At 59.9% G+C, this 6,553-nt stretch carries 6 protein-coding genes and 3 pseudogenes; 4 read left to right on the forward strand and 5 right to left on the reverse strand.

The genetic code is table 11. The annotated features are described in order from the left end of the window. Positions 1–165 precede the first annotated feature (165 nt). A complete protein-coding gene (locus tag ABNX41_RS21295) occupies positions 166–591 on the forward strand; it encodes a transposase (RefSeq protein ID WP_438671696.1) in 426 nt (141 codons plus the stop codon). On the opposite strand, the pseudogene ABNX41_RS21300 reads toward ABNX41_RS21295, so the two are convergent. Both ABNX41_RS21300 and ABNX41_RS21305 read right to left on the reverse strand, forming a co-directional pair. Next, positions 539–691 (reverse strand): annotated as a pseudogene (locus ABNX41_RS21300) (TA system antitoxin ParD family protein); the annotation flags it as partial. The gene ABNX41_RS21295 and the pseudogene ABNX41_RS21300 overlap by 53 nt on opposite strands. Positions 692–1,041: 350 nt before the next feature. Next, a complete protein-coding gene (locus ABNX41_RS21305; RefSeq protein WP_438671697.1) occupies positions 1,042–1,920 on the reverse strand; it encodes a LysR family transcriptional regulator in 879 nt (292 codons plus the stop codon). Positions 1,921–1,996: 76 nt separating this feature from the next. On the opposite strand from ABNX41_RS21305, the gene ABNX41_RS21310 reads away from it, so the two are divergent. Next, positions 1,997–3,007, forward strand: a complete 1,011-nt coding sequence (locus ABNX41_RS21310; RefSeq protein ID WP_438671698.1) for an SDR family oxidoreductase — start codon at positions 1,997–1,999, stop codon at positions 3,005–3,007. A 42-nt stretch (positions 3,008–3,049) separates the two neighbouring features. Here the strand turns inward: ABNX41_RS21310 and ABNX41_RS21315 are convergent, their stop codons facing one another. The 3 genes and pseudogenes from ABNX41_RS21315 to ABNX41_RS21325 all read right to left on the reverse strand — a co-directional run. Beyond that, positions 3,050–3,556, reverse strand: coding sequence for a ClbS/DfsB family four-helix bundle protein (locus tag ABNX41_RS21315; RefSeq protein WP_438671699.1), 507 nt, complete (start codon positions 3,554–3,556; stop codon positions 3,050–3,052). 565 nt (positions 3,557–4,121) lie between these two features. Continuing rightward, entirely contained in the window at positions 4,122–4,307 is a 186-nt protein-coding gene (locus ABNX41_RS21320) for a hypothetical protein (RefSeq protein ID WP_438671700.1), read from the reverse strand. Between the two features lie 132 nt (positions 4,308–4,439). Then, positions 4,440–4,802 (reverse strand): annotated as a pseudogene (locus ABNX41_RS21325) (IS5 family transposase); the annotation flags it as partial. 260 nt (positions 4,803–5,062) lie between these two features. Between ABNX41_RS21325 and ABNX41_RS21330 the strand changes: the two are divergent. Together ABNX41_RS21330 and ABNX41_RS21335 are read left to right on the forward strand one after the other, a co-directional pair. Continuing rightward, a complete protein-coding gene (locus ABNX41_RS21330) occupies positions 5,063–5,644 on the forward strand; it encodes a recombinase family protein (protein WP_438671701.1) in 582 nt (193 codons plus the stop codon). 181 nt (positions 5,645–5,825) lie between these two features. Next, a pseudogene (locus ABNX41_RS21335) lies at positions 5,826–5,978 on the forward strand (IS3 family transposase); the annotation flags it as partial. Positions 5,979–6,553 lie beyond the last annotated feature (575 nt).

Below are 6,553 nucleotides of genomic sequence, written 5' to 3' on the forward strand. Positions count from 1 at the left end.
TGGAAAAGAAAGGCTCAAGCCGCGCCATCTGCGCGTCTGTAAGCCAGAATAGATTGCTCATCAGAAGGGTCTCCTAGCACCTCCTGAATCATGCTAAAGATCCACAATCAATAGGTCCTGACCCTAGACAAGCAACTCGCGGCGGTCGAGGTCGAGATCGACGCCATGATCCAGAAGGATGAAGACTGGCGTCGGCGCCGCGAGATCATCGAAAGCATTCCCGGCTTCGCGGCAACGACAGCTCGCACACTGATCGCCGATCTGCCCGAGCTCGGAACCATGACCGACAAGCAGGCCGCAGCACTGGTCGGCGTGGCCCCGATCAATCGCGACAGCGGAAAGCAGCAGGGCTATCGAGCGATCAGCGGTGGCAGATCCGGCGTTCGCCGTGTTCTCTACATGGCTACCATGGGCGCGGCGACACGGAACAATCCCCGCTTGAAATCCATCTACAAGCGATTGCTGGCCGCTGGCAAAAAGCCCCAGGTGGCAATCGTCGCAATCATGCGGAAGATCATCGTCATCCTCAACGCGATGATCAAATCCAACCAGACATGGTGTGCAGATCACGCGGTGACGGGCTTGACTTGAGATACAGTCGCTCCCCGGTCAGGGCCCGGGAAATCCGGCTGTGGTCAAATCTGCCAGAACGTTCGGTGGCGCGCCCGATCCTTGCCCAATGTGTGATCTGGTCGGCGAGCGATCAGTTCTGGATTTCGGCCTCGATACGCGCGTCATCGACAACCCTGTCATCCGTGAGTTTGACAGATAGAGACATGGGGAACCTCCTGCATTCAAAGGTGGCGTTTTGCGACCCGTCCATCAAGATGGCCTGCCTATCTGATCGATGATTTGGTCGTTGCGTTACTGAGTGCTGGAGCGAGATGTCGCCATTCCTCGTTGATTTCATGCAACGCGCTCGATCTCGACGCTGCCGAAAGGGGGGATGTACGTGAGAAACCCGTCCTGCCATTTCTGGAATGAAGCATGATAACGTGATGGCGTTCCTGATGGGATCGGGAAGAGGTCTGGCGGACTACATCATTGCGGACCGATAGACATCATCTGCTCCTTCAGCAGATCGACGAAGGCGCGGATCTGCGGTTGGCGCAGAGCCTGGGGTCGTGTCACCAGAAACACCTGCAACTCCGGCAAATTTACCTTCGGGAAAGGCTCGAGCAGTCCTTTCGCCAGCACGCGGGGCAGGGCGGCGGCGCCATGACCTTGCCTGACCGCCGCCAGTTGCGCGGCAAAGGACGAGACCCTGATTGGGGTAGTGATGAACCCTGCCGCCAGCGCGGCCTTCATATGCGGCAACTGATCCATGGGTGGCAGCAGCCCGATCATCGGGATGATCTCAGGCGCAGCACCGGGCTGCAATGCCATTTCGGTGGCGGCAAAGATGCCGAAACCGACATCCGGCAGCCGCTGATAGATCAGCGAAGGCTCTCCCTGATGCAGGGTACGTATGGCGACATCTGACGCCCCTTGCGAGAGCTTCACCAGATCAGGTGTCACGGTGAAATCCACCGTGCAGCCGGGATGCAGGCGGGTGAATGCGGTGGCGGCATCAGTGACCGGCTCGACGAAGCCCTCACCCGCCGTCACCCTGACGCGGCCGGAAAGGCCCGTGGCCTCTGGCTTCGGCGTCAGTGCGGCTTCAAAATCCTGCGCGGCCTGAACCAGGGCGGCCCCTCGGGCCGTCAACCTGGTGCCATCGGCACCGCGTTCAACCAGTGCCGCGCCGATTCCGGCCTCCAGCTGGGTGATCCGGCGCGAAAGCGTCGAGGCCGCCATGCCAAGCGCCTCGCCCGCGCGCAGAAAGCTGCCGCGCCGCGCCACCGCCAGCAGCAGGCGAAGGTCATCCCAGTTCATCGTGCCGCCCCTTTGCTTTGCGTTCTGGCAAACCTGTTTTGCCATGCCATGCGTTCTGCGCAAAGGCTCATGCCGTTATGTCGGGGGCAACAGGCGCATTCCGCGCCGGACAGGACCCCTGATGCAAACGGCATTCGTCACCGGCGCGACCGGACTTCTCGGCAATAATCTCGTGCGGCTTTTGCTGGAGCGCGGCGTGGCGGTGCGCGCTCTTGCGAGGTCGCGGGTCAAGGCCGAGGCGCAGTTCGGGCAGATCCCGGGGCTGGAGATCATCGAGGGCGATATGCAGGACGTCGCGGGCTTTGCCCCGGCGCTGGCTGGTTGCGATGTGGTCTTCCACACCGCTGCCTATTTCCGCGAAAGCTATGGCGGCGGCAAGCATTGGGCGATGCTGAAGCAGATCAATGTCGATGCGACCACCGAGTTGATCGCGGCGGCCCATGCGGCGGATGTGCGGCGGTTCATCCATACCAGCTCGATCGCGGTGGTGAACGGCCCGCGCGGCGCGCTGATTGACGAGAGCATGAAGCGCGATCCGCGTGATGCTGACGATTATTACCGCAGCAAGATGCAGTCGGATGCGGTGGTGCAGGCGTTTCTGCGCGGCCACCCCGAGATGTTTGCGGCCTTCGTGATGCCGGGCTGGATGCATGGGCCGGGCGATCTGGGGCCAACGGCGGCGGGCCAGTTCACGCTGGACTACCTGAAGCGCGCGCTGCCCGGCATTCCGCCCGGAACCTTTGCCTTTGTCGATGCCCGGGATGTGGCTTTCGCGCTGGTCGCAGCCGCCGAAAAGGGGCGGCGGGGGGAACATTACCTCGCAGCCGGTCACCACATCGCCATGCCCGATCTGGTGAAGATCTACGCCGAGGTCACCGGCACGCCTGCACCGAAACGCCGGATCCCGGTGGCGGTGCTCTGGCCGATTGCGGCATTGCAGGAGGTGGTGGCGCGCATCACCAAACGCCCGGCGCTCCTGAGCCTCGCCACCGTGCGCACCATGCGCGCGGAGGCAGAGCGCACCCGTTTCAATCCGGCGAAGTCACGCGATGAACTGGGGGTGACTTTCCGCCCGATAGCCCAGACGATCCGCGATGAGGTGGCTTGGTTCAGGGCGCGCGGGATGGTGTGATTGATCCTCAGCGCTAGGCTTGCGGGGCGGTGGCAGAAGAGATCAGGCAGTCTCACGCATCCATTTGCGGATCCGTCCCCGCGCATTGGCATAGGGCGAGGAACTGTTGAGCTGGATCATTCGCCCCTTGGTCCACTTGCCATACCAAGGCTGGCCGTAGAGATCAGTATCTGATCGGGCGGTGATCGTGGCAATCAGATCGCTTTCGGCGCGGTTCAGACGGTCGAGCAGGGCAGGCCAATCCAGATCATCGTGGTCGCGGTAAAACTTTTGCGCAAGCTGACCGAGCTGGTTCCAGGCAAATCCGGTCTCAGGAAAGTCGACTGGAAGCCCCTGATCATCACGGCTCAACCATTTCAGGACAAGCTCGTTCCAGCCGATCAGATAGGCAACGAGGTCAGACGGGCTCATCATCGTGCCTGCTGCATGGCCATCCAGCGTGGTGTCGCGGGCATGAGCGGGCGGCACTTTGGCGAGGTCAGCCAGCAAGCGGGTGAAGGTCTGGTCGATGGCAGTGAGCAGCTCGGCTTTGGAGGTCGGCACGATCATGGGCGGAATCCGGTGGTCTTTGATGTCAGAATGCCGAGAAGGCTGACAGTGGTTCCGTCCGTTTGTGATTTTGACAAACGGTGGAAGCAAGGGGGCTGTCGAGGGGGCGGGAACGGGATGCCGGACGAGAGCCGAGGAAGAACGGCGGATTTTATGGGGATTTCGCTATATTGTCGGGGCGTAAAACAGGCCCTTTCCATTTTACGGATTTTGGGGGGGAAGTCGCTGCGCCAGATCTGCCCTTGAGACGAATAGCTGTTCACATGGTGGGTTTGTCCGTTTGCTATGCTGTAAAACGCGCGGCAGCATCTGCCTGGGTGCTTTGGATGAGTGGCACTCGTGCAGGGAGCGCGCTGCTGGCCTCCAGGGAATCTGTCAGGTCCGGCGCATTTTGGGGTTTCCGGGGCAGTTCGCGGTTCTGGATACATCGCCGGTCTGAGCATGATTTCTGATATCCTGAGGGTTTCCATGCCGGTTCATTCGAGGAACATGCGAGGATGTTTTCGGTCTGCGTGTAATCATTTCTGTGGAATACCGGAGGTGCGAACCCGTGATCTGGTGGAAGTCATTTGCGGTTTTCGGGTTTCTTTTCTTTTTCCTGTGACAATAATTTCCGGTTTCTTTGGATTTCGAAATCGAGTTCGTTTGCTGTTGATTTTCGGTCTTCTGGCTTTTGGTATTGGTCCGGCTTGGCAAGTATTCCGACGGAATTCCGGGTTGGCATGGTATTGGTGGCCTGTGAGAAATACATGATCAGCCTGGTTCCTGCGATGCCGATTTCGGGAAAATCTGACCGGAGCTTCCGCCCGGTCTGCTTATAGTCCCCTGTGAGACCGGTGACCCGGAGCCCGTTCGACGTGCCGGCCTCCAGATTTGTTCTAGATCATGTTGACAAATGTCGGAGCCATAGCCTGATGCAGGCGACGTCGACGAAGCCGAGGAAGCTTTCGGCGGTTTTGTCGTAGCGGGTTGCCAGCCGACGGCTGTTTTTCAGCTTGTTGAAGCAGCGCTCGACCATGTTGCGCAGGGTGTAGATGGTCATGTCGACAGCCTTGCGCACCCTTCGGGTCTTTCGCATCGGTATCATGGGCAGGGCGTTGTGGCTCTCGATGTCTTCCCGAACTTTGTCAGAGTCATAGCCCCTGTCAGCGACCAGAACGGCGGGCTGCGGCAGGTTGTCGGCCATCACCAGATCATAGCCGGTATAGTCTGAATCCTGCCCGGGCGTGATCTCGGTCCTCATCGGTGTCAATCGACGTTGAAGAGTGCCCCCTTATCGGCGTCCAAAAGTGACCCCTTTGGACATTCCTACAGCATAGTGCCGGAAACACCAGCGGTTTCCAGTGTAGCAAGGAGTAGCGGTAGCGTGAGAGTGCAAGCGCCAAAATCGGTCCTTTTTGTCAAGATAAATCACGGGACCTTCTCGGATTCATGAAGAGATTCGGCGCTCCCAACACATGTTGCTGGTGCGGCTGGACGCGCTTACCCCTGCTGAAAGGATTGAGTATGAAGGTTGGCTACGCGCGCGTATCCACGGACGATCAAAGGCTCGATCTGCAACTCGCAGCATTACAGGCCGCGGGATGCAAGCGGGTGTTCGAAGATCACGGGATTTCAGGAACCCGGATGAATCGTCCGGGCCTGAGTTCCATGATGCGTGCGTTGCGTCCAGGACAAACCTTGGTGGTCTGGAGGCTGGACCGGCTCGGGAGATCCTTGAACGGCCTGGTCCAACTTATCGACGAGTTGGGTCGGCGGGGAGTTGAATTTCAATCCCTTACCGAAGAGCTCAATACGTCTTCGCCCGGTGGCAGGCTTATATTCCATATCATGGCGGCCCTCGCAGAATTCGAACGTGCACTGATCAGCGAGCGGACCAAGGCGGGGATGCTGTCTGCCCAGCTACAGGGTCGGCACGTAGGTCGCCCCCCCAGCATTTCCGACCAGGACGTGCTGAAGGCCAACACAGACCTTCAAAAGGAATCGCTCAAAGCAGTCGCGGAGCGGCACGGGGTGTCTCCCCGGACGCTTCAACGCAGGCTGCAAAAACTGCGGCAGACCCCTGGTCTGCTGAATGCCACGAGTTGAAGCATGCCAAAGACACCCGCCCCTGGAGAATGGAGCTTGCAGATGACAAAAGAGGCTGCACTACGCAGCGAGGCTGTCAATCGGTGTCCCGAAGAGGGTCTGACTTAAGGTTGGAGCAATTCCGCGTTCATGCTGGGGCGACGAGGGCCTTGCCCTGATCAGATCAATGTTGGCGCGGCGATGGCGCAGCTTGGAAGCCGTGGAATACGCGACGCTCGAATGGGTGGATCGGTTTAACAACCGCCGTCTTCTCGAGCCCATCGGGAACATCCCGCCCGCAGAAGCCGAGGCCAACTTCTATGCAGCTCTGGAAGCTGAAGCCATGGCCACGTAACTAACGTCAATCAGCCTCCGGAAAACCCGGCGCGGTTCATAGGCCCTGGAGAGGTGATCCCGCCCAATGGTCAGGAGCCGAGCAATCCTACGGGCGGGTGGTGACTTGCCTGTCCCGCTTGGCACAGCTTGCTGGCGACGCCGAAAGCCCTCGTGTTGCAGCCTTTCGGTCGGACCGAAGGCATACCCCTTCATCGAAACTGCTGTGTCGGCTTTTTCGACCTCATCGACAATCATGACCGGATTGGCGATGCTGCTTTGCAGAATGGTTTCGATCAGGCGGCCGGGATGGCCCCCCAGCCGCGCTGAGAACCGACGATGCCAAACGAGGCGCTCTCCCTGGTAGCCTCGATCACTGCGATGATCGCGGACAGCAGCTCGCCCAAGCCCGGGCCCAATGGCTTTTTCCGATGTCCGGCGGGCCTTGAAGCAGACGAGGCCGCACCCTTAGTGTTGACCGGCGTGGAATAAGGACCCCGCTTCTGGGGTGATCGGCGTCCAAAAGGGACCCCACCGACCGGGGGTTGGGTCCATTGTGCCTTCGATAATTATCGGAGGCCGAGCACGGGATGCTGA

Source organism: Pseudogemmobacter sonorensis, from assembly GCF_042762395.1.
GTDB lineage: Bacteria > Pseudomonadota > Alphaproteobacteria > Rhodobacterales > Rhodobacteraceae > Pseudogemmobacter > Pseudogemmobacter sonorensis.

Coding starts and splice junctions, on each gene's coding strand:
- ABNX41_RS21295 (WP_438671696.1), top strand. CDS start 166: ATGATCCAGAAGGATGAAGACTGGCGTCGGCGCCGCGAGATCATCGAA.
- ABNX41_RS21305 (WP_438671697.1), bottom strand. CDS start 1,920: ATGGCAAAACAGGTTTGCCAGAACGCAAAGCAAAGGGGCGGCACGATG.
- ABNX41_RS21310 (WP_438671698.1), top strand. CDS start 1,997: ATGCAAACGGCATTCGTCACCGGCGCGACCGGACTTCTCGGCAATAAT.
- ABNX41_RS21315 (WP_438671699.1), bottom strand. CDS start 3,556: ATGATCGTGCCGACCTCCAAAGCCGAGCTGCTCACTGCCATCGACCAG.
- ABNX41_RS21320 (WP_438671700.1), bottom strand. CDS start 4,307: ATGTATTTCTCACAGGCCACCAATACCATGCCAACCCGGAATTCCGTC.
- ABNX41_RS21330 (WP_438671701.1), top strand. CDS start 5,063: ATGAAGGTTGGCTACGCGCGCGTATCCACGGACGATCAAAGGCTCGAT.